The organism is Streptomyces sp. NPDC006339 (assembly GCF_040612775.1).
Classification (GTDB): Bacteria; Actinomycetota; Actinomycetes; order Streptomycetales; family Streptomycetaceae; genus Streptomyces.
Window position 1 is genome coordinate 39047 of record NZ_JBEXQW010000022.1, and the last position, 21128, is coordinate 60174.

Consider the following 21128-nt stretch of genomic DNA (forward strand, 5'->3'; position numbering starts at 1 on the left):
CCACACTGCTGTCTATCGGTGGCTCAGGGCGGCGAGGACGCTGTCGAGGTCGGCCTGGCGAGGACGGTTGTGGGGAAGTTTGGCGAGGACGGCGGCCATGCCGCACGTGTTGGTGAGGGCGGAGAAGACGAGGCCGCCGGCGATGGCGGCGGAGATCAGTTGGTAGGCGGGGTGGAGGAGGCCGAGGGCGAGGCCGATGAGCACGATGGTTCCGGCGGTGAACCTGACCTGGCGTTCCATGCTCCACGTGTTCTGTGGGATGTCGCATGCCTGGGGGTGGTGGAGGTCGTGGCCGCGTTCGGCCCAGGCGTTGGTTCCGCCGGTGAGGGTGGCGGCGGGAATGTTGTGGTTGGCCAGGGTCTTAGCGGCGTTCTCGGAGCGTGCGCCGGAGGCGCAGACGATCAGGAAGTCGGCACGGGTGGCGGCGTCCTTGAGAGTGACCAGAGCGCGCTGGATGTGGTCCAGGGGGATGTTGTGGGCGCCGGGCAGGTGTCCGGAGCGGTATTCGCCCGGTGTGCGTACGTCGATGACGGTCATGCTGTCGATACGGCCGTGGGCCTGGTCGACGTCGAGGGCAAGGGGAGGCTGCGTGGGCATGTGGTGTAGCTCCTTGTGGGGTTGTCTGTGTGGTGTCGAAGCCGGGCGGGCTTCTCGTGCCGATGGTGCTGCGGGGCGATCGCTGCGGCGCTAGGTGAGCGCGTCGAGGAGCATGACGCCGGCCACGGCCGCGAGGACCAGGGCGAAGACGCGCTGCAGCGTGGCGCCGGAGACCTTCGCGGCCAGGCGCTTGCCGTCCCAGGCGCCGAGGATGGCGGCGCCGGTGAAGGGGGCTATGACCTCCCAGCGCAGTCCGTGCGCTGTGCCGGTGCGGGCGGTGAGAGCCGCCAGGGAAGTAACGGTGATCACCAGGAGGCTGGTGCCGACGGCGCCCTTCATCTTGAGGCCCAGCACGCTGACCAGGGCCGGGACGGTAAGGAAGCCGCCGCCCACACCGAGGAAGCCAGTGATCGCACCGAGTCCGGCACCGGTGGCGGCGGCCCGGGCCGGCTGTACGGGCAGGAGGTTGCGGTCGGCGTCGGATTGCTGTGGCTTCAGCATGCGCAGGGCGGCCACGAAGGCGATCACGGAGAAGGCTCCGGTGAGGAGGGCTTCGGGTAGTCGGCCGGCCAGCGTGCCTCCCAGCAGTGCGGGGACGATGCCCGCGGCGGCGAAGGGGATGCCGGTGCGCCACTGGACGTTGCCGTCCTTGGCGTGGGTGTACAGGGATGTCGCGGTCGTGGCAGCGACGATGACGAGGCTGGCCGTGGTGGCCGCGACAGGGGTGAAGTCGAGCAGGTAGATCAGAGCGGGTACGGCCAGGATGCTGCCGCCACCGCCCAGTCCCCCGAGAGCGAGGCCGACAACGGCGCCCGCGATGAGGGCGAGGAGCAGGGTGGTCACGCTATCGAGCCGTTCTTGCCGTGCGCGTCGATCACGGGAAGACCTGCGGCCGCCCACGCCCGCATGCCGTCGATGACGTCGACGGCGTCGATGCCGAGGGAGGACAGCAGGGCCGTGGCGTGCCGGGAACGGCTTCCGGAGCGGCAGATGATCACGAGCGGCTGTCGCTGGGCGTCGGTCGGCAGAACAGTGCCGGAGTTCAGGGCCCTCATCGGCAGGTGGATGGCGTGCGGCGCGTGGCCGGCGTCCCATTCGTGCTGCTCACGTACGTCGAGGAGGACGGCGTCGCCGTCGGGGCGCGTCAGCGTGGCGGCCTGGTCTGCGGTGACGCGGCCCAGTGCGGGGCCGTAGGGGGACATGGTCATTCCTTGGGTGGTTCGGGTTTGCGGGCGCCAGGTCAGGCGGCGACGAGGGGGAGGCCGGCGGCCGCTGCGTTGTCGAAGGAGTCGTCGACGGCGACGATGTCCCGGCCGGCCGCGTCCAGCAGGGAGGCGGCGATGGCCGCACGCATGCCGCCCGCGCAGTGCACCCAAACCGTGCCGGGCGGCACCTCGGCAAGGCGCTTGTGCAGGTCGTGGATGGGGATGTGCACCGAGCCGACGATGTGGCTCGCGGCGCGCTCCGAGTCACGGCGTACGTCCAGGATCACGACGTCCGGGTCGGGACCGAGCGCGGCGAGGTCGCCGAAGTCGGCACGGGCGAACGAGACGGGGTCGTCGCCCGGGCGCAGCCACCGCTCGGGGCCGCCGGTCGCCGCGGCGGCGGGCCGGTCGATGCCGACGCGGACGAGTTCGCGCTGTGCCTGAGCGAGCTGCTCGGTGTTGTCGGCGAGCAGGGTGACGGGCTTGCCCCAGGGGATCATCCATGCGAGATAGGTAGCGAGCTTCCCTTCGGCTTCGAAGTTGAACGAACCTGCCACATGGCCTTCCGCGAAAGCGACACGGTTTCGCAGGTCGACAACCCATTCGCCGGCCGCCAGTCGTGCGGCGATCTGCTCGGCGTCAGCGACGGCCGGCGGGGTCAGGTCGAGGGGGGCCGGACCGCTCGCGTTGACCGGGCCCATGTGTGCGTAGTAGGCGGGGACGTCCTCCAGCCCGGCCAGCAGGTCGGCAACGAACGCGTCGACGTCCTTGGCGAGCGCCTCGTTGACGCTCTTCTCCCGGCCGATGGTGGTGGCGTTGCCCTCGGCCTGCGCGGAGGAGCAGAAGCTGCCGAAGCCGTGGGTGGGCAGCACTGCTGTCTCGTCAGGCAGTTCGGCGGCCAGCCGGTGCGCGGAGGCGTGCTGGGCTCGGGCGAGCTGCTCGGTCAGGCGAGGCTCGACCAGGTCGGGCCTGCCCACGGTGCCGATCAGCAGTGACCCTCCAGTGAAAGCGGCCACCGGGGTGCCGTTCTCCTCCAGGACGTACGCAGCGTGGTGGGGAGTGTGCCCTGGGGTGGCCACGGCGCGCAGCCGCACGTCGGCGTCGATGTCAGCGGTGTCGCCGTCGTGGACCGGAGTCCGGGCGAAGGAGACGTTGGCCGCAGCGGGGACCAGGTAGGTGGCTCCGGTGAGCCGGGCCAGTTCCAGACCGCCGGTCACGTAGTCGTTGTGGACGTGGGTTTCCACGACGTGCGTGATGCGCACGCCACGCTTGGCCGCAGCTGCGATGAGTTGGTCAATGTCGCGGGGCGGGTCGACGGCGACCGCCGTACGCGCACCGCCCGCCAGGTAGTGCCGGTTGCCGAGTCCCTCGATCTCGATGACCTCTACGAAGAACACACCCTGCTCCATTCACTCGAAATTACCCCCCGGGGTATATCCACTACCGTAACAAGGATACCTAGGGGGGTATCCCTTTCAATCGCCACTCAAGGCCGGGCCGCACGCTCCCGCAGGCGCCGGTTGCCCGGATCACGCGCCTCGATCTGCGTAAAGCTGCAGGTCAGGAAGCCAAAGGCCCGCAGGCCGGGTTGACGGAGGGGAGCACATGTCGACTCGCACACATCCGGGGCCGAGGGAAGGGTGACACCTCCAGCAGGGCATACCCTGGGGGGTACTAGACGATGAAGCGGCGACGGCAGAACGAGGAGAAGCCATGAGTGACGACACGGCCGCCAAGCAGGCGGTACTGAACCGACTGCGGCGCGCTCAGGGTCAGCTGGCCGGAGTCATTGCCATGGTCGAGGCAGAACGTGACTGCCGCGAAGTCGTCACACAGCTCGCCGCGGTCTCCCGGGCCCTGGACCGCGCCGGGTTCAAGATTGTGGCCAGCCGGATGCGCGAGTGCATGACTGCCCCTGAGGACGGCGGAACACCCCAGCTGAACGAACAGGAACTGGAGAAGCTCTTCCTCAGCCTGGCCTGACCACTCAGAACCCCGAGCAGCGCAGCGCACCGTTGCTGTGGCCACTGCGCGCACACGGCCACCGACGGCTGCTCAGGTAAGGCATCGTCCGGCCCAGCACACCGCGACAGACTCGCAGCGTGCAGAGCCCCGCCGGCCCGACGCGTCTGCGGCTCCTTGGCACCGGTTCCGCGCCCCAGCCGATCGATCGACATGCTGGGCAGAGCACCCTTGGCCCGGGTCCAGCCTCGCGGGTCGCGGCGCCAAGAGGGTGTTCCCCTCGAATGCGGGTCAGGCTGGCGCGCACGGTCAGGCCATGGCAGGGAAGGGTCGGCCACGAACTCGCCAGCGGTATACCGGGCGGCTTGGGTGCTCGAACAGCGGCCAGTAGGAGGGGCGGGGCCAGCAGGTGCGCCCCCCGCTCAAGAGGCCGGTCTTTGGCGCAAAGGCGCTGACGGAACGCCTCGGTGGCGGGAAGGACCCTGGTACCAAAGGCTGACAGCCATCGGCGTCGTACTGGTGAAGTGGGGAGGTGATCATCACTATGAGCCGCGCACGAGAGCGACGCGCACGGCCAGTTTCCCTGAGCGGGCCGGACATGATGGGCAAGGCAAAGGTTCCTGCCTGGTCGGGGGCGGTCACGTTGCAGCCTGGATGCCTGGTGTTCTCGGGTGCCGTCGGGACTACCGAGCTTCACGCACACGCCGCCATGCAGGTGATGGTGGTTACGGCCGGCGAGGTGCAATTGCGGGACGGACATGGGCAGCGCCGGTCGACCCGGATGGCCTTGATTCCCTCGCGCGCGCTTCATGCCATCCATGGCCCCGAGGCAACCGCTGTCTTCATGTACTGCGACCCGGACTCACCGCTGGCATGCGGTCTCCGGGCTCGCATCGTGGGTGAGGATCAGGATCACGTCGATGGCTGGATCGCAGCCGCTCAGTCGTCCCCACCCGTCAGGCAGGAAGCACGGCAGCGCCTCACCGGCGATCAGGACCCGTACGCATGGCTGGCTGACCCGCGCGCGGGCCTCTCCTGCCACCCGGCCGTACGCCGCGCCATGGACCATACGCAGCGTCTCCTGGGCGGTCCGGTGCGACTGCAGGACCTGGCCGTAGTCGTGGGCCTCTCGGCCAGCAGGCTTGGGCACCTGTTCGCCGAGGAGTTGGGGCTGCCGTTTCCCGTCTACCTGCGCTGGGCCAGACTGCGACGGGCGATGGAGCTGGTGCAGGAGGGGACCTCGTTGACGAAGGCAGCGCACGGGGCGGGATTCGCCGATAGCTCCCACCTCACGCGCGTCTTCCACGAGATGTTCGGTCTCGCCCCCTCGACGGTCCTCCGATCCATTCGCTGGGCCGCACCTGAATCGGACGGGCGGTTGGCGTGACCACATCCGGCAGCGGATCTGTTCAAGCCGCCGGAGGCGCTGCGCCGCACGCTGGGCAGCATGGTCAGCAACCTCATCCGGTACTTCTACGCCCCGTTCCTGCTGGTGGGGATCAACGGGGCTGGCACAGCTCTCGTCGGTGCGGGCGCCTCCCGGTGGTGGTTGCTCGCGCTCCTGGCGGCTGCGGTCGCCACCTCGTTCGCCGCCGAGCACCACCTGCCCTACCGGCCTGACTGGAACAGCTCCGTCGGGGACGGAAGCCGTGATGCCACGCATGCGGTGGTCAACGAGATGCTGATCCTCGGCAGCGTCACGGCAATTCCGGTACTGGCCGCCGTCGTCACCGTGGCCGACGTGTGGCCTCACGGGTGGCCCTTCGCCGTCCAGGTGGTCGTGGCGATTGTGGTGGCGGATGCGGGGATCACCTTGGTCCACTTCGCCAGCCACAAGGTCGGCCTGCTGTGGCGGTTCCATGCGGTGCACCACTCGATCACGCGCTTCTACGGCTTCAACGGTCTGATGAAGCACCCGCTCCACCAGAGCGTGGAACTGACCGCCGGGGTCGCTCCGCTCCTGGCCCTCGGGCTGCCGGTCGATGTCGCTGCCGCACTCGCTCTCACGGTCGCCGTTCAGCTGCTCCTGCAGCATTCGAACGCCGACTACCGCGTCGGGCCCCTGCGGCACGTGTTGTCCCTGAACTAGGGCCACCGCTTCCATCACCTGAAGTGGGCCGGCTCCGGCGACGTCAACTTCGGTCTGTTCACGCTGATTTGGGACCGGATGCTGGGTACCTACTCTCTCGACCCGGCCCGACGGTTTACTAGCGAGGATCTGGGCATGGCGGACAAACCCCGCTATCCGAGCGGCTACCTGGCCCAGCTGGCCGAGCCGTTCCGGGCGAGCGGCGCCTGCTCCGCGAGTACCGCGGGCAGCGATCGGCGCCCGGAACAGCCCGGGCCGGCGAAGAGGCAGCGCAGGAGAGGGGCTGTGCCGCCCGCTCAGTGACCGAAGGGGCAGCCGCCCCTGCCACGGGCCTTGGCGTCGTCGTCGAGGTAGAAGTTGGGGCGCTGGTCGGCTACGTCGTAATAGCGGTGGAAGACGGGCGTGATGCCTCCGGAGATCGGGGGCACGATCCAGCTCCAGTCGGCCGGCACGGTGCGTCCCTGGCGTTCTTCCTTGTCCACGTGGGTCAGGAAGTGGCGGGATTCGCTGTGGTGGTCGCTGATCTTGACACCGGCCGTCTGGAACGAGTGGAGGACGGCGATGTTGAGTTCGACGAGGGCGCGGTCGCGCCACAGTGTGGTGTCGGTGCTCGTGTTGAGGCCGAGGTGCTCGGCGATGGCGGGCAGCAGGTTGTAGCGGTCTTCGTCGACGAGGTTGCGGGCGCCGATCTCGCTGCCCATGTACCAGCCGTTGAACGGGGCGAGGGGGTAGTCGATGCCGCCGATGCGCAAGCGCATGTTGGAGATGGCGGGTACCGCGTGCCAGCGCAGGCCCAGGTCGACGAAGTGCTCGAGCGCGGGGTGGCTGAGCGGCACTTCGAGGACGAGGTCGCGGGGCACGTCGAAGAGCTGCGGTTTGTCCTCGTCGGTGTCGATGACCAGTGGCAGCACGTCCCAGGGCCCCTGCGGGGCTTGCCAGCCCAGGCGGCGCACGGTGTCGGTGAAGCCGACGTAGGCCGGGTCGCCGACCACCTGGCCGTTCTCCTGCCGGTAGCCGGCGTACCGGATGAGCTGGTCGTTCCATACCCGGGGCGCGCGGTTTTGCGGAGTGTCGGGCGCGAAGACGGAGATGACGGGGCGGATGCGTCCGCCGTTGGTGGCCTGGTGCAGGTGCTCGCACAGGTGCCGGTGGATCTCTTCCGCGCAGGTGGCCTGGCGCCGGTCCAGGACCCGCAGGCTCTTCCAGTACAGGCGGCCGATGCAGCGGCTGGAGTTCCGCCAGGCGACCCTGGCGCCGTAGGTGATCTCGTCCTCGGTGTGAGTGTAGGTGCCGCTGTGGTCGATCTGGCTGCGGATCTGGTGCAGGCGGACGGCCAGAGGGGTGGGCTGGTCGGGGTGCTCGGTGTGGTGCAGGCGCACGAACTCTTCGGCTTCGTCCCAGTCCGCCGTGCTTGAGCGAGGTGTGGCGGCGGTCAGCGGCCGCTCTTGTGGGGCGGGCTGGGTGTGGTCGGGATGTGTGGGCCGGAGGGTGGAGGTGCGCGCCAGAAGAGTTTCGGAGTTCATGGGTTTCCTCGCGGGTGGCGTTCGGCTCCGGGCTGTCCGCGCACGGCGGCTTTTCCAGATGTGCTGTGGCGCGGGGGTTGAGCGTGGGCGTCCACGCGGGGGCATCGACGACTTCGGGGGTTAGTCGTCTCGTCGCGTGGGCGCCCACGCCGTCTTGAAGAGCCCGGCCCGGTCGGGGCGCGGACCCGGCGGGATCAGGCGGTCTGGCTGCTGCTTCCCGTGGTGGTGCGGGACTGCCGGGCGATGGAGGTGCCGAACAGTTCGTCCCAGTAGGGGGCTGAGATCCCGAATCCGCGCGTGTCGTCGCGGAAGTGGTGGCGCATGTGCAGGGAGCGCAGGTGGCGCATCAGCCGGTTCTTCGGGTTCGCGTGGTGGAGATACAGGTGGAACAGGTCGTAGGTGAGGTAGCCGAAGGTGTACCCGGCCCCGAACGTCAGCGGCAGTGAGCCCAGTCCGGAGGCAAGGTAGATGGTGCCGGCGACCATGGGGATGCTCAGCAGGGGGCTGAGGATGGAGCGGCGCGCGTCTTGGGGGTAGTCGTGGTGGATGCCGTGCAGGATGTAGTGCAGCCGTGCACCGAAGCCCTTCTCGGGCTCGTAGTGCAGCACGATGCGGTGACCCCAGTACTCCGACAGAGTCCAGGCCACGTACCCGGCGGCGGCCCATCCGAGCAGCGCCCAGTTCCCGGCCTGTTCGCGGGCGATCGCGAACCAGACGCAGGCGGCGATGACCGGGGTGAACATGGCCACGGTGGTGATCGGGTGGACGTGGAGGAGATTGTCCAGCCACGACCAGCCGACGACGGCCGGCGCGTTGCCGCGGCGGATGGCGCCCTTGCTCGTGCTGGGTGCCGGTGTCGCGGAGGTCATGCACCGGCCCCTTCCGCCGTGGGGACCTTCACCCGCGTCTCGTAGCCGGTGCGGGCCTGGAAGTCGGTGGTGCGCAGCAGCTGGTCGGCCTTGAGGAAGCGGCCCATCGCGTCGCGCCACGGCTGCGGCAGCAGGAACAGGGAGCGGGTGACCGGGTTGGTCCACCCCGGCACGTACCGGTTGTAGACGGGACGGCGGGCGGTGCGCAACACGGCGCCGGCGATGTCGCCCGGGGTGAGGAGGGGAACGAAGCGCCCCTTGCCAACGCCGGAGGTCAGCTCGGTCTGCGCGGGGATGGGCAGGATGATGGACAGGTCGACGCCGCTGCCGCGCAGTTCGGCCCGCACGCCCTCCGAGAGGCCGACCACGGCGTGCTTGGCGGCGGAGTAGGTTGCGCAGCCGGGCAGGCCGATCATGCCGACGGCGGAGACCATGTTGATGATGTGGCCGTGGCCGCGGGCACGCATGGGACCGATCGCGGTCTTCATGCCATTGAGGGTGCCCAAGAAGTTCACCCCGACCTGGTGGGCGGTGTCCTCGTCGCTTTCGTTCTCGAACCGGCTGACGATCATCTCGCCCGCGTTGTTGACGAGGATGTCGATCTCGCCGAGGTCCCTCTCCACCTCCTGCCAGAAGGTGCGCATGCTGGCCGGGTCAGTGACGTCGAGGGGGTAGGCGTGGGCGTTGATCTCCGCGGCGACCTTGGAGGCGAAGTCGTGGTTGCGGGCGCCGATGGCGACCTTCGCGCCGGCGGCGATGAACTGCTCGGCGGTCGCGCGGCCGATGCCGCGGCTGCCGCCGGTGATGGCCACGACCTTGTTGCTGAGATTCCTGGGCACTGGTCCTCCTGCTGGCGCGAGGTGTTCGGTGGGCGTGTGGTCAGGTGAGGGTGGTGAAGGCCCGGCCGTGCCAGACCAGCGGGCGGCCACCGGTGGGGCTGTCGCCGCTGCCGATGCTGCGCACGGTGGCGGGGACGATGGTGTGATCGCCGCCGGGATGCATGTCGGCGACCTGGCAGGTCAGCCACACGAGCGCGTCGCTGAGCACAGGCAGGGCGTCGGCCTCGTGGTGGCGGGTGCGGGCGAACCGGTCGACTTGGCTGATGCGAGCATCGGCGAACCGCTGGGCGATGCCGGCTTGGTCGTGGCGCAGCAGGTTGAGGGCGAAGGCGCCGTTGGCCTTGATGCCGGCCAGGGTGCGGCTGTGGTTGCTCAGGCAGACCAGCGCCATCAGTGGGTCCAGCGACAGGGAGCACACGGCGCTCGCGGTCATGCCGCAGGGGTCGTGGCCGCTTGGGGTGCTGGTGGTCACCACGGTCACACCGGTGGCAGCTGGGCGAACGCGTTCTTGAATGCCTCCTGGGTGACGGCCTGCGCAGCCGGTGCGTGCAGGGCCGTCGGACCGCTCACGGCCGTCCGCCCGTGGCGGCGCCTGCCTCGACGGGCTCGGGGGTGGCGAGGGTGATCTGCTCGCCCAGCAGCCCCCGCAGGATCAGCGTGATGGCCTCGATCAGGGCGTCGCAGGCGATCGGGTCGATGAGTGCGGCCAGGCTGGGCATGCCCAGGTCGAATTCGGCGGTGAACCGTACGGTGACCGACTCGGCGTGCTGCTGGACCTGCCAGCTGCCGGTGAAGGTGTCGAAGTCACCTTCGGTCTGCGTGAAGTCGATGGTCAGGGCGGTGGTGTCGATGGTGTCGCGCTCGCTCCAGCACAGCACACCGTTGCGGAAGTTGACCGACCACTGGGAGTCGACCGTGTCCGCCCCGGATTCGGTGACGATCACCTCGCGGACGGCGTCGGTGTACTTGGGGTAGGCGGCGAAGTCGCGCAGCCGGTCGAAGACGACGGGTGCGGTGGTGCCGGGAACGAGGGCGTCGAGGGTGACCTGCGGCATGTCAGAGCATTCCCTTCCGGGAGGAGGCGGTGCGGGACAAGGCGGTGGCGGCGCCGGCGAACGCCTCGGCAATGCGGTCTACGTTCGCCTCCGTGAGTACGGCGGGCGGGGTGAGGCGGACCACCGTGTGGGCGTTGAGTGAGTGGTTGACCAGGACGCCGGCTTCCATCAGATGCAGCACGAGTTCGCCGGCGGTGTGGGCGTCGGCCAGCTCGATGCCCAGCAGCAGGCCCTGGCCGCGGATGTCGGCCACCGGGCCGCCGCGCAGCGGGGCCAGGGCCGACTCGATCCGGCCGAGGATGTCCTTGCCCAGCAGGGCTGCGCGCTCGGTCAGGTGCTCGTCGCCGATCGCGGTGACGGCGGCTGCGGCCGCGGCCATGGCCACCGGGGCGGCGGCGAAGGTGGAGGTGTGCAGGAACGGGTCGCGGTTGAAGGGCGCGTACACGGCTTCGGTCGCGACGGCTGCTGCGACGGGGATGACGCCGCCGCTGAGGTTCTTGCCGACCAGCAGCACATCGGGGCGGATGTCCTCGACGTCGGCGCCCCACCAGGAACCGAGCCGACCCAGTCCGGTCTGGATTTCGTCCAGGACGAACAGCGCGCCGTGGTCGGCGCACAGCTGCTGGACCCGGGTCAGGTAGCCGGGCGGGGGAATGACAACTCCGCCTTCGCCCTGGACGGGTTCGAGGATGACGCACGCCGGGCCGCCATCGGCGAGCGCGTGGGCGAGCGTGTCGGCGTCACCGTAGGGCACGTGCTCGGCGGTCAGCAGAGGCCGGAACGGATCCTGGTAGAGCGGCTTGGCGGTGACGGCGAGGGCGCCGGTGGTCTTGCCGTGGTAACCGCCGACGGCGGAGATCAGACGGTGTTTGCCGTGTGCGCGGGCGAGTTTGATGGCGGTCTCGGTGGCCTCCGCGCCGGAGTTGACGAAGTGGACGTAGTCCAGTCCCGGCGGTGTGACAGCCGCGAGTGCTTTGGCGGCGGTGGCCGCGACGGGCTCCAGCAGAATTCGGGTGGCCATGGGGTGGCGTCGGATCTGGTCGATGACCGCCTCGACGACACGGGGGTGGCGGTGGCCGAGCAGGAAGACGCCGTAGCCACCGCAGTCGAGATACTCCTTGCCTTCGGAGTCCCACACGTACGCTCCCTCGGAGGCGACCTCCATCGCCCCGCCGGTCAGGGAGGCAAGGCGGGCGCGGCCTCGGCTGAGATGACGCCGGTAGCCGTCCAGGACGTCTGCAACGGTTGCGGTGTCAGTGCGGAACGTGGTGTCGAGGGTGCTCATGCCGGCACCTGCTCGGCGAACCGGCGGCCCACGCGGCGGGCCTGGGCGAGGTGCAGCACCGAGGCGCGCAGCGCGGATTCCACGTCTGCCGCACCCAGGCGGGGAGGCAGTCCGGGCTCGCCGAGACTGCTTGGGAAGGCCCGCGCTCCGGCGAACAGGGCCGTCATGGCGAGCATGTCGTCGAAGCGGCGGCGGGCACGCGGATGCAGGTTGGCGATGAACACCGGGCGGATGAGCCGGTCCACCATCTCCGGGCCGACCGTACGGGGTATGGCCATCTCAATTCCCACCTCGGCAGCCGCCTCGCTGACCAGATGCAGGACCCGGCTCGTGCTCGGCGCCTGGTCTCCCGCGGTCACCCACACTTCGCCCTCGCGCCGGCGCTCGCGAAGCACCGCGGCGATGGCCGAGGCCACGACGTCCTGGGGGACGAAGTCGACGGGTGAAGCGGGCGGCAGCGGCACCAGGGGCAGCATGCCGCGCAGCAGGGCGGTCAAGATGCCGTGCATGCCCTGGAAGGCGGAGATCTCCCCGGTGCGGGAGTCCCCGATGACGACCGAGGGGCGGATGATCACGGCCGGGACGCCGGAGGAGCGTACGACCTGCTCACCGGCGCGCTTGGAGTCCAGGTAGTCCTCGGGCCGGGCACTGGCCTCACCGGCATCGTGGCCCCGCCGGGTCCGGGTCAGTTCGGTGCGCGCGACGAACGCGGTGGACACGTGGTAGAGCACCGCGTCCGCGTCATCGACCAGCCGCACGATCTGGCGGGTGCCGGCCTCGTTCAGTGCGTGGGTGGCCTCGGGGCCGCTCGAGAAGTCGGTGACCGCCGCGCAATGCACCACGGCGTCCACCCGCCGTACGAGTTTCTTGTAGGCGGCCGCATCCAGGCCCAGGCGGGGCGCGGTCAGGTCGCCGGCGAGCAGTTCGTCGGCGCCGGGGACCGGGGTGCGGTGGATCAGGGCGATCACATGGCAGTCGGAGAGTTCGGGTATGAGCGCTGTGCCGATGACGCCGGATGCGCCGGTGAGCAGGACGGTAGGTACGGAAGACACGTTCGAGCACCTCACGGATGGGCAGCGTTGCGCGTGCGAGAGGACAAAGACTCCGCAGGCCGAGGCTCGCGCGCGGTGAGACGGCGCACGGCGGCAGGGGCGGGAACTCGTACGTCCCTTGTCTGGCGGACACCAGTAGTGGGGACGGTGAAGGAATGCGAAACGGCCGTCGGCGTCAGGGGATGCACAGCGGCTCGCCGGCCAGGGCGTCCACCAGCGGGGCGGCCATGCGGGCGCGGGAAGGCGGGTGGAAGGCCAGCGCGCGGCAGGCGGAGTTGAGGTAGGCGACGTCGGCGGAGGAGATGAAGGCCATGCCTCCCAGAGCTTCCACCGTGATCGCGAGGACGCGGTTGATCGCGTCCTGGGCGGCGTAGCGGCAGATCAGTGCCTGGGTGAGGGCGTCCTGACCGATCGGATCGGTGGAAGCGGCGAGCGCCTCGACGGCGAGGAAAGCCGCTTCGACGGCGGTGGCGGATTCGGCACGTACGGCCGCGTCCACCTTGGTGTTGGCCAGGGTGCGCTCCACGAGCGCGGAGGTCGCCCCGAGGTAGCTGGCGGTCATCAGCAGCTCGAACCAGACGAAGCCGACGGTCTGCAGGTGGTCCAGGCGGCCGTCGTCGGTGACGTCGGTGCGCACCATCAGTTCGGCGGGCACCTCCACGTCGTCCAGGAGCACCTCGTCGCTTTCGGCTCCGGCCAGGATCGGGCTGGCCCAGAACGGGCGCACGCTGACCCCGGGCGCGTCGGCCGGGATGAGGGCGATGGCCAGCTGCGGTGTGCCGTCGGGGCCGGGCAGGGCGACCGAGGCGGTCAGCAGGTTCATCGACCGGGCGAGGCTGCAGGGCTTCTTCGACCCGCTCAGCCACACCTTCTCCCCGTCGACGCGGGCGGTGAGGTTGGGGGTGAGGATGCCCTGGCCGGTGCGGCCTTCGGCGAAGCCGGAGGCGAGCAGCAGCCGGTCCTTGGCGATGGCGGCCAGCAGCATCCATTCCATGCCGCTGCTGTGGGCCGCGGCCTCGACCAGGGAGGCGACGGAGAAGTGGTGCATGGTGGTGGCGACGGCCAGGGACGGGGAGCGGGCACCCAGAGCGCGCTGCACGCGCACGGCGGTCAGCAGGTCGGCGCCGCCTCCGCCGTGCTCGGCGGGAACCAGCAGGCCCGGCCCACCCGCCTCGGTGAACGCGGCGAGCGTCGGCCCGCCGGGGGTCTCCAGGTCCATCAGCGGGTGTGCGGCCAGCTGCTGGTCCAGTCCGGGCAGCGCCTCTTCCAGAACGGCGCGCTCACGGTGCAAGAACTTCATACCCGGATTCCCCCACACAATCGTGTACCCATCGATGAACTGCCACCGAATCCAGGCGGGTTGTCCTGGCTTCGGCAACACCCACGACGCTACGAACCGCGGATGCAGGACTCGCACAACACGCGTACAGCTCTCGCTCAGGATTTCGCATGAAAGGGAGTGAAACGTTCCTTGTACCGGCCGGCTGGAATGCCGGGGCCCGCCATGCCGCTGCCCCGGCATCCGTTGGCGGACGCCGGGGCAGTGCGCTGCATGGGCCGTGGTGCTAGTCGTCGAGGCCGATGCGCTGGTGAAGGCGGGCCAAGGGGCGTGGGGCCCACCAGTTGGCGCGGCCGGCCAGGCGCATGAAGGCGGGCACGAGAATGCCTCGAACCAAGGTGGCGTCCACAATGACGGCCAGGGCCAGGCCCACGCCGAGCAGCTTGAGCGGGGTCAGGCCGGAGGTGGCGAAGGCGAGGAGCACGGTGGCGACGAGGACGGCGGCGGCCGTGACGAGGCGGCCGGTGCGTTCCAGGCCCCAGGCGACCGCGCTGACGTTGTCGCCGGTGCGGTGGTACTCCTCCTTGATACGGGACAGGAGGAAGACCTCGTAGTCCATGGAGAGGCCGAAGGCGACACAGAACATCAGCACCGGGGTGTCGATGTCGATGGCACCGGTGACGGTGAAGTCGCCGACCAGCCAGCGCAGATGCCCTTCCTGGAAGACGTAGACCATGGCGCCGAATGTGGCCGTGAGGCTGAGCAGGTTCAGCACGATGGCCTTGAGGGGGATGAGCAGACTGCCGGTGAACAGGAACAACAGCAGCATGGTGGACGCCGCGATGATGCCCAGCGCCCAGGGCAGCTTGTCTCCCAGGGTGGCCTTCGAGTCCACCAGGAGGGCGGCCTGCCCGCCCACCAGGCTCTCGGACGGTGCGGGGACGGCGCGCACGGCGTCGACCAGGTCCATGCCGCGCTCGGAGTACGGCTCGGTGTCGGAGATCACCGCCAGCCACGTGCCCGGTTCAGTGCCGGTGGCGGCGAACCGCTGAGACACCTCGCCGGGGGGTGCCACTTCGCTGCCCGCGCTGTAGGAGCCGGTCACGGCGTCCACCCGGGCCACGTCCGGCAGCTTCGACAGGGCGCGGGCGTAGGCGGCGACGCCCTCCGCGTCCGCCTTCGTATCGGCGTCGGGCAGGACGACGGCGATGGGGGAGCCTTCCTGGCTGTCGAACTGCTCGCGCAGAACCTGCGCACCCTGATGGGCTGAGGAGCTGGCGGGCAGGACCCGGTCGTCGCTGTCGGCGAACTCCACACGCAGGAACGGAATGCCCAAGGCGATAAGGACGGCGGCGATGGTGAGGGCGAACGGCAGCGGGCGGCGCATGACGGCCATGGCGAGGCGATGCCAGAACCCCTCCCGGTCGCTGTGCGCGCCGCTGTCCTTGGCAGTGCGCCGCCACAGTCGGCGTACGTTCCATGCATCCACCCGGCGCCCGAGGACGGCGAGGAGGGCGGGCAGGACGATGACGGAGCCGAGCGCGGCCAGGACCACGACGGCGATTCCCGAGTAGGCGAAGGACCGCAGGTGGTACATGGGGAAGACGAGCATGGCGGACAGGGACAGGGCGACGGTCAGCGCGGAGAACAGCACGGTGCGGCCCGCGGTGCGCATGGTTTCGGCGATCGCCGGGTGCACGTCGCGTCCCGCCGCCAACTCCTCGCGGTAGCGAGTGACGATGAACAGGCTGTAGTCGATCGCCAGGCCGAGCCCCAGGGCGGTGGTGATGTTCACCGAGAACACCGACACCTGGGTCACCATGTCCAGCAGGCGCAGTACGACGAACGACCCAATCACGGCGAGCACGCCGACCGCGAGCGGGGTACTGGCGGCCACCACGCTGCCGAACACGAGCAGCAGGATGATCAGGACCAGAGGTGCCGACAGCATCTCGGCCTTGACCAGGTCCTCCTCGCTCTGCTTCTCGATCTCCATGCGCACCGCGGTCGCTCCGGTGGCCGTGACCTCGAGGGGGCCCTGCGTGCCGGTGACAGTGGGCAGGATGCGTTTGGCGTGCTTGCGTACCTGGTCCTCGTCACCGGCCAGCCGCACCATGATCAGAGCCGACGTACCGTCCTTGGCCCGCAAGGCGTCGGCCTGGCCGAGTGTCCAGTAGGAGGCAGCCTGCACGACTCCCTTCTCCTTGGCGAGGCGGTCAGTCAGTTCCCTGCCTTCGCGGGCGGCTTCGCCTGCATCGACGGAACCGGTGGCCTTGGCGATGAACACCAGGTGCGGGGAGCCGCCTTCGAAGCGGGTGTTGAGCAGGTCATCGGCGCGGGCCGCCTCGGAGCCAGGAGAGGTGATGCCTCCCTCGGACAAGCGGCTCTCCACATCCGAGCCGAACGGGACGGCCACCACCAGGGCGGCGAGGGTGGCCAGGAGTACCAGCACCCGGCGCCGCGCCAGCCACGCTCCCAATCGCGCCAGACCCCCGGCGGGCGGTGGCGGCGGGCCGGCGGCGGGTGCGTCGGCTGTGACGGTGGTGCGGGCAGTGGGTCGGGTTCCCACGCCTCCTCCTAGGGGTGAGGACGGCCATATGACAGGCAGGACCGCCCGAACGGCAGAAAAGGAAGGGACGGCTGAAGGCCGATGCTGTGTCGTGTAGGGCGTCGGTGTCGGCCGCCGGCGTGCACTGATCGTGAGCCGCACTCCGGGCGACCGGCGTCAGCGTAGAAAGGCGCGGATCAGCAGATCCGCAGCGCACATGCAGGGCAAATACAGGAAACAGAGCGAGTTCACCCCCGTGCCGGTTCGATGGCCGGGCGGGACGCGGAGGGTTCGCGCTGTGGCTGCCAGGCAGGCAGGCGTACCTCGGCGTGCAGGCCGCCGGTGGGCACGCATTCCAGGAGAATTTCGCCGCCGTTGGCGCGGGCCAGGCTGGCGGCGATCGCCAGCCCCAGGCCGGATCCCTCATCAGGTGCGGCATCCGGGCCGCGCCAGAACCGGTCGCAGGCCCTGGACCGGTCGGCGGCGCTCATGCCCGGGCCCTGGTCCTGGCACTGCACCGCCACCACCGGCCCGTCGCTCACGATGCGCAGCCTCAAGCGGCTGCCACTAGGGGAGACCTTCAGGGCATTGTCGAGAAAGACGTCGAGGATCTGGTCGAGGGTCCCGGGGATCGCTGCGGCCAGTTGGTCGGGTTCGTCGGCCGTGTCGATGTCGATGCCGACCGATTTCGGGGCGGCGACCAGCCGCCATGACGCGACCCGTTCCTCCAGTACGGCCAGTGCGTCGACCGGCTGCCTCGGCTGGCCCTGGCTTTCGGAGCGGGCGAGAAGAAGAAGCGCGTTCAGAATGCGGCTCATTCGGTCCGCCTCCGCCAGAGCCAGACCCAGGCGTGCAGCACCGGCTCCGTCGACGTACGGCTCCAGGTTCTCCAGGCGCAGGAAGAGGGCTACCAGCGGCGAGCGCAATTGGTGCGAGGCGTCAGCGACGAATGACTGCTGCACGTGTACCTGATGCTGGACCTGCTCTGCCAGGTGATTGAAAGTCTCTGCCAGCACGCGCAGTTCCGGTGGTCCCTGACCGACTGGCACCCGCGCATGGTGGTCCCCCGCCGCGAAGTCCCGGGCGGCGCGCTCCAGGTGGCGGATGGGCCGCAGGATCCACCGGGCCAACGGCTCCGCCAGAAAGGCCCCCACAGCCAACGCGAACAGGGCGACGACCCCGATCAGTGTCCACTGCGTCAACACGTCGATCTGCAGTTCGTCCAGGAAGGAGCAGATCACGATCACGGCAACCATCTGCCCGGCTTCGATGACCGGCACGGCGACCACCAACTCAGCCGCCTGCCAGGACACCCTCTGCTCGGCGGAGTCCACCACATCGCCGCGCAGCGCTGCCTGAACCGGCTCCCGCTCACGCAGCTCATCCGCCGACAGGATGCACAGGGCCCCCACCAGCGCCCGGCCAGTGAGGTCGTAGACCTGCACCCGGCCACCGGTGCGGTCCTGGAAGTCGGCGATCCGCTGCCGTGCTGTGGCCGACCCACCGCCGCGCGCCACCTCGACGGCCAGGTCCTTCATCTGCCGCGCCTGCTCCATGCGGGCATGGGTGAGCTGGCGCACCGCCTGATCGTCCCGCTCCAAAGCCAGCGGCAGCCCGAGCAGAACCAGCACTGCCGCCGGTAAGGACACCAGTGCCGTCACCAGATGACGGCGCACGCTGCCCGTGCCCCTTCGCACTTGCTCCTCACGCCTGGCCTTCGATGCCGCCTGGGCGGGACCGATGCCGTCACGCCGCATCGGGCACCGCCAGCCGGAAGCCCACGCCACGCACCGACTCGATCCACTCTCGCGCGCCCAACTTGCTGCGCAGCGAGCCGACATGCACATCCAGGGTTCGTGTCGAGCCGTGCCAGTTGGCGTCCCACACTTCATTGATCAAGTCCTCGCGCGCCCGCACAGCGCCCGGATCGGCCGCCAGCGCCGCCAGAAGGTCGAACTCGCGCCGCGTCAGACTCACAGGCTCTCCATGCACTTCCACCTGGCGAGTGCGCAGATCCAGCACCAGCGGCCCGGCAGACCAAGAATCCTCACGCGGCTCCGCACCTGCCCCAGGCGCGGCCGGGCCGGTCACCCGCCGCGCCACGGCGTCCATCCGAGCCAGCAGCTCCCGCATGCTGTAGGGCTTGATCAGGTAGTCATCCGCACCCGCCTGAAGCAGCATGATGCGGTCCACCTCCTCCGCCCGGGCAGTCACCGCGATGATCGGAACCCACGACCGCTCCCGCAGCCGGCGGCAGACTTCCTGCCCGTCCAGGTCCGGCAGCCCCAGGTCCAACAGAACGAACTCCGTCTTCTCCGCCGCTGCCAGCGCCTCGCGCCCGGTCGCCGCCCACACCACCTCATGCCCGAACCGCTGCATCGCCTCCCCGAGCGCGTCCGCGATCCGCCGGTCGTCCTCAACAATCAGAACCTGCATGGCAACCCCCGAATCGATGCGGCCGGACCCCGCCGACCACTCCGATATCGGATCGTAGCGATATCATCGCCCATGAGCGATGGAACCCAGCGGTAACTTTTCAGCCCGCTGCGAGTCCCCGCTCACCTCGCCCACAGCACGACTGGCCGCTTTTCAATCATTGCTCGACATGGATATCATCGCTGCATGACGATGAATGAGGCGGCGGGAGCCGCAGCCAAATGTGATGCGCCGCCGCCTGCTGTGGCGCTGTTCCGTTCCCTTGGGGAGCCGGCCCGGCTGGCCATCCTGATGCGCCTCGCCGAGGGCGAGGCACGGGTGACCGACCTGGTGAGGGCGGTGGGGCTGGCTCAGTCGACGATTTCGGCGCACCTGTCGTGTCTGCGCGAGTGCAGTCTGGTCGACTCCCGCGCCGAGGGCCGCGCCTCCTTCTACTTCCTGGCCCGGCCGGAACTGCTCGACCTGCTGGCGGCTGCGGAAGGGCTCCTGGCCGCCACTGGCGAGGCCGTCGACCTGTGCCCCACCTACGGCGCCCGCACCGCGATCAAGGAGAACACCCCCCGATGAGCACCGAGAACACCACCACGGCGATGCCGGATGTGACCGGCCACGCCGCCCGCCGCGCGGTGCGGTACGCGAAGTTCACCATCGGCTACAACGTGATCGAGGGGATCATCGCGATCTCCGCAGGTGCGGTGGCCGGGGCGGTCTCCCTGATCGGCTTCGGGGTGGACTCCGGCATCGAGGTCGCCGCAGCCGTGGTGGTCCTGGTGCGTCTGCTCGCGGAGATCAAGGGCGGCGAGCCGGACGAGGTCAAGGAACGCCGAGCGCTGAAGTTCATTGCCATCACGTTCTTCGCGCTGGCCGCGTACGTGAGTGTCGAGGGCATCCGCGACCTGGTCAGCGGCGAGAAGCCGGACACCTCGCTGGTCGGGATCGTGCTGACCGGCGTGTCGATCATCATCATGCCGTGGCTGGCCCGGGCCAAGCGGAAGGCCGGACAGGAGATGAACTCCCGGCTGGTCGTCGCGGACGCCGCCGAGACCAAGCTGTGCGCCTGGCTGAGCGTGTCCACCTTCGCCGGTCTGCTCGCCTTCGCGCTGTTCGGCTGGACCTGGCTGGACCCGGTCGCCGGCTTCGTCATCGCCGCCTTCGCAATCATGGAGGGCAAGGAAGCCTGGGAAGGCGAACTGGTCTGCGACGACGGCTGCGAGGACGACAAGGCGCCCGCCGGCACCGAGACGAAGTCCTGCTCCGATGAATGCCACTGACCCCACCGCCCCGTCCCGGACGGCGGCCCGCACCCGGGCCGCCGCCGCGGCCCTGGCCGTTACAGCCGCCGGGATCGACCTGGGGGCCAAGGCATGGGCGAACAGCGCTCTGCCCGGCGCCCCGGTGCACCTTGGGCTGCTGGACCTGCGCCTCGCGTTCAACCCCGGTGTCGCCTTCTCCCTCGGCGACACCCTCCCCGCGTGGATGGTGATCGCCTTCACCAGCGCCATCACCGCCGCGATCGCCGTGTTCGCCTGGCGCACCGCCCCGCACTCGCGCGTCACCGCCGGGACGCTCGCGGTCATCCTCGGCGGGGCGGCGGCCAATCTGGCCGACCGGGCCGTCGACGGAGTCGTCACCGACTACCTCCACACCGGCTGGTGGCCCACCTTCAACCTCGCCGACGTCTTCATCGTCCTCGGCGGCCTCGCCGTTGTCGCCCCGTCCTGGCGCCGCACCGACCACGAACTGGACCAGTCTCCGGCCAGCTGACAGCCGAAGTGAGCCATCTGACGGTTCTCACATGTGCCCCCTTCGCGGCGCTCCTGCTACTGGCCGGGATGGGTGGCCCGGGTCGTCGTCCAGCCGCGCCGCACCGGCGAGACCGGCATCCACCAGGCCCGCGCGGCGGGGACGGCCCAACAGTGGGGCTGTGCCGCCCTTGTCACCGGCAGTCTCCTGGCTGCCCGTCCAGGACGGCACGGTCTGTAGGTGGCCGGTGCCGGGCTCGCCGCGCTGGGGATCGGCGCGGTCATGAACGCGCAGAGCGCCATGGGAGCCTGCGGCGGGCTCTAGGATCGCGACGCACTCGACATGGTGGGTCATCGGAAAGACATCGACTTCCAACAGCAAGGTTCGAAGGTGAGCCCGCTCAGGCAGCATCAGACTCATGCCCTGCGCTCATCCGCTCGGCGCCACGCTTCTGCACTGCCCCCGCAGGTGGTCACTCAGCGTGCCCTTGGCAGCACCTCGGTCGGAATGATGTCCCGTGCCACCACGGCCCGCCGCAACGGTACTTCCTGGGGAGAATCTGGGGAGTATCGACGGCCCTGGGGAGCGCGTGGGGAGAATCAACCGCATAACGCAGCACGATCCCGAAAGACGCTGAAAGACTTAT

The 21128-nt window shown here is 69.6% G+C and carries 21 protein-coding genes; 6 read left to right on the forward strand and 15 right to left on the reverse strand.

The genetic code is table 11. The features are described from left to right. Window positions 1-12 precede the first annotated feature (12 nt). The 4 genes from ABZ135_RS19275 to ABZ135_RS19290 form a co-directional block, all read right to left on the reverse strand. Window positions 13-597: a rhodanese-like domain-containing protein gene (locus ABZ135_RS19275; protein ID WP_356697254.1), complete on the reverse strand. Its 585-nt coding sequence runs from the start codon at window positions 595-597 to the stop codon at window positions 13-15. A gap of 90 nt (window positions 598-687) precedes the next feature. Continuing rightward, window positions 688-1440: a sulfite exporter TauE/SafE family protein gene (locus tag ABZ135_RS19280; RefSeq protein ID WP_356697256.1), complete on the reverse strand. Its 753-nt coding sequence runs from the start codon at window positions 1438-1440 to the stop codon at window positions 688-690. After that, window positions 1437-1799, reverse strand: a complete 363-nt coding sequence (locus ABZ135_RS19285; RefSeq protein ID WP_356697258.1) for a rhodanese-like domain-containing protein — start codon at window positions 1797-1799, stop codon at window positions 1437-1439. The genes ABZ135_RS19280 and ABZ135_RS19285 overlap by 4 nt, the downstream gene beginning before the upstream one ends. A 38-nt stretch (window positions 1800-1837) precedes the next feature. Continuing rightward, on the reverse strand, window positions 1838-3199 hold the full coding sequence (locus tag ABZ135_RS19290; RefSeq protein WP_356697260.1) for an MBL fold metallo-hydrolase: 1362 nt from the start codon (window positions 3197-3199) through the stop codon (window positions 1838-1840). Between the two features lie 316 nt (window positions 3200-3515). On the opposite strand from ABZ135_RS19290, the gene ABZ135_RS19295 reads away from it, so the two are divergent. The 3 genes from ABZ135_RS19295 (at window position 3516) to ABZ135_RS19305 (ending at window position 5853) form a co-directional block, all read left to right on the forward strand. Continuing rightward, window positions 3516-3785, forward strand: a complete 270-nt coding sequence (locus ABZ135_RS19295; RefSeq protein ID WP_356697262.1) for a metal-sensitive transcriptional regulator — start codon at window positions 3516-3518, stop codon at window positions 3783-3785. Between the two features lie 577 nt (window positions 3786-4362). Next, the gene (locus ABZ135_RS19300; protein ID WP_356697264.1) at window positions 4363-5151 is read left to right on the forward strand and encodes an AraC family transcriptional regulator; all 789 of its coding nucleotides are present in this window, start codon (window positions 4363-4365) and stop codon (window positions 5149-5151) included. 60 nt (window positions 5152-5211) lie between these two features. Then, entirely contained in the window at window positions 5212-5853 is a 642-nt protein-coding gene (locus ABZ135_RS19305; protein ID WP_356697266.1) for a sterol desaturase family protein, read from the forward strand. 296 nt (window positions 5854-6149) lie between these two features. On the opposite strand, the gene ABZ135_RS19310 is transcribed toward ABZ135_RS19305, so the two are convergent. The 11 genes from ABZ135_RS19310 to ABZ135_RS19360 all read right to left on the reverse strand — a co-directional run bounded on the left by ABZ135_RS19310 (window position 6150) and on the right by ABZ135_RS19360 (window position 18739). Further along, entirely contained in the window at window positions 6150-7376 is a 1227-nt protein-coding gene (locus tag ABZ135_RS19310) for a nitric oxide synthase oxygenase (RefSeq protein WP_356697268.1), read from the reverse strand. 194 nt (window positions 7377-7570) lie between these two features. Next, window positions 7571-8245 carry a sterol desaturase family protein gene (locus ABZ135_RS19315; RefSeq protein ID WP_356697270.1) on the reverse strand — a complete coding sequence of 225 codons (675 nt, stop codon included), beginning with the start codon at window positions 8243-8245 and terminating at the stop codon, window positions 7571-7573. Next, the gene (locus ABZ135_RS19320; RefSeq protein ID WP_356697272.1) at window positions 8242-9084 is read right to left on the reverse strand and encodes an SDR family oxidoreductase; all 843 of its coding nucleotides are present in this window, start codon (window positions 9082-9084) and stop codon (window positions 8242-8244) included. Before ABZ135_RS19320 ends, ABZ135_RS19315 begins: the two co-directional genes overlap by 4 nt. Window positions 9085-9124: 40 nt before the next feature. After that, a complete protein-coding gene (locus tag ABZ135_RS19325; RefSeq protein ID WP_356697274.1) occupies window positions 9125-9565 on the reverse strand; it encodes a flavin reductase family protein in 441 nt (146 codons plus the stop codon). An 85-nt stretch (window positions 9566-9650) separates the two neighbouring features. Then, window positions 9651-10139 (reverse strand): SRPBCC family protein, encoded by a 489-nt coding sequence (locus tag ABZ135_RS19330; RefSeq protein ID WP_356697276.1) that lies wholly within the window; start codon window positions 10137-10139, stop codon window positions 9651-9653. A 1-nt stretch (window position 10140) separates the two neighbouring features. Continuing rightward, a complete protein-coding gene (locus ABZ135_RS19335) occupies window positions 10141-11424 on the reverse strand; it encodes an aminotransferase class III-fold pyridoxal phosphate-dependent enzyme (RefSeq protein WP_356697278.1) in 1284 nt (427 codons plus the stop codon). Further along, entirely contained in the window at window positions 11421-12476 is a 1056-nt protein-coding gene (locus tag ABZ135_RS19340; RefSeq protein WP_356697280.1) for an SDR family oxidoreductase, read from the reverse strand. The genes ABZ135_RS19335 and ABZ135_RS19340 overlap by 4 nt, the downstream gene beginning before the upstream one ends. A gap of 175 nt (window positions 12477-12651) precedes the next feature. Next, window positions 12652-13776, reverse strand: coding sequence for an acyl-CoA dehydrogenase family protein (locus ABZ135_RS19345; protein WP_356697282.1), 1125 nt, complete (start codon window positions 13774-13776; stop codon window positions 12652-12654). Between the two features lie 265 nt (window positions 13777-14041). Continuing rightward, entirely contained in the window at window positions 14042-16324 is a 2283-nt protein-coding gene (locus ABZ135_RS19350; RefSeq protein WP_356697284.1) for an MMPL family transporter, read from the reverse strand. A 227-nt stretch (window positions 16325-16551) separates the two neighbouring features. After that, window positions 16552-17979, reverse strand: a complete 1428-nt coding sequence (locus ABZ135_RS19355; RefSeq protein WP_356697286.1) for a HAMP domain-containing sensor histidine kinase — start codon at window positions 17977-17979, stop codon at window positions 16552-16554. Window positions 17980-18049: 70 nt separating this feature from the next. After that, window positions 18050-18739, reverse strand: coding sequence for a response regulator transcription factor (locus tag ABZ135_RS19360; RefSeq protein ID WP_356697288.1), 690 nt, complete (start codon window positions 18737-18739; stop codon window positions 18050-18052). 186 nt (window positions 18740-18925) lie between these two features. Here ABZ135_RS19360 and ABZ135_RS19365 point away from each other — a divergent pair, with 186 nt between their 5' ends. Genes ABZ135_RS19365 through lspA form a run of 3 tightly spaced genes read left to right on the forward strand, consistent with a single transcriptional unit; the run spans window position 18926 to window position 20503 of the window. Continuing rightward, the gene (locus tag ABZ135_RS19365) at window positions 18926-19306 is read left to right on the forward strand and encodes a metalloregulator ArsR/SmtB family transcription factor (protein ID WP_356697290.1); all 381 of its coding nucleotides are present in this window, start codon (window positions 18926-18928) and stop codon (window positions 19304-19306) included. Further along, window positions 19303-20010, forward strand: a complete 708-nt coding sequence (locus tag ABZ135_RS19370) for a cation transporter (protein ID WP_356697292.1) — start codon at window positions 19303-19305, stop codon at window positions 20008-20010. The genes ABZ135_RS19365 and ABZ135_RS19370 overlap by 4 nt, the downstream gene beginning before the upstream one ends. After that, window positions 19997-20503 carry a signal peptidase II gene (gene lspA, locus ABZ135_RS19375; protein WP_356697294.1) on the forward strand — a complete coding sequence of 169 codons (507 nt, stop codon included), beginning with the start codon at window positions 19997-19999 and terminating at the stop codon, window positions 20501-20503. Before ABZ135_RS19370 ends, lspA begins: the two co-directional genes overlap by 14 nt. The last annotated feature ends 625 nt before the right edge of the window (window positions 20504-21128 follow it).